Genomic DNA, 1,023 nt, shown 5'->3' on the forward strand with positions numbered 1-1,023 from the left:
AACGTGGCCAGCACCGCCTCGACCGCACCCGGCTTGTGGGCGTAGTCCACGAGTGCGAGGAAGTTCTGCCCCCTGTCGATGCGCTGCAATCGGCCCGGCACGGCGACGTCCGCGATCGCCTCGACCGCTGTACCGGCGTCGACACCCGCGCCAACAGCGATCGCCACGGCCAGCAGTCCGTTGGCGACGTTGTAGCGACCGGGCAGCGGGACCACGAGGTCGAACGCGCCCTCCGGCCCGGTGACTGGTGTGCGCGACGAGCCGTCGTCGGCGGTCGTCGACTCGCCCGCCTGCCATTGGGCCGGCACCGGTCCGGTCGACACCGTCACCGGCAGTGCGCGAGCACCACCGGGGGCCGGGCGCGCGAGTTCGGCCATGCGGCGTCCCCACTCGTCGTCGACGCAGACGATCGAGCGCACCGCATGCACCGGCGACGACGGGACGAACAGCTGCGCTTTCACCTCGAAGTAGGCGGCCATGGACGGATGGAAGTCGAGGTGGTCCTGGGAGAGATTGGTGAACGCGCCAACAGCGAAGTGCGCGCCGTCGACCCGGCCGAGCGCCAGCGCGTGGCTCGACACCTCCATCACCACCGCGTCGACTCCACGTTCGAGCATGGTCGCCAGCAGCGCCTGCAATGTGGGTGCTTCCGGCGTGGTCAGCGAACTCGGCTGGGCCACCCCGTCGATGCGGGTCTCGACCGTTCCGATCAGGCCCACCGACGCACCCGAGGCCAGCAACGCCGCCTCCACCATGTAGGAGGTGGTCGTCTTGCCCGACGTGCCGGTGATCCCGATGAGCTTGAGCCGCCGCGACGGATTGCCGTAGATCCGTGCCGACACCCCGCCGAGCACCGAGCGCGGGTTCGGATGCACGAGCACCACCACCGACGATTCCGGCGGCAACACCCGAGACAGCTCGGCGCGGCCCGCGGCGTCGGTCAGGACCGCGGTGGCACCCGCCGCCACGGCGTCACCCGCGAAACGCGCGCCGTGGGTGGTACTACCCGGCAGCGCGGTGGGT

At 71.0% G+C, this 1,023-nt stretch carries 1 protein-coding gene; it reads right to left on the reverse strand.

The window, feature by feature from the left end:
* The coding region (locus ABZW74_RS24600) for a UDP-N-acetylmuramoyl-L-alanyl-D-glutamate--2,6-diaminopimelate ligase (protein ID WP_355280131.1) at positions 1-1,023 on the reverse strand (1,023 nt) is incomplete at both ends.

It is taken from the genome of Gordonia sp. NPDC003585, from assembly GCF_040610755.1.
In the GTDB taxonomy this organism is placed as follows: Bacteria; Actinomycetota; Actinomycetes; order Mycobacteriales; family Mycobacteriaceae; genus Gordonia.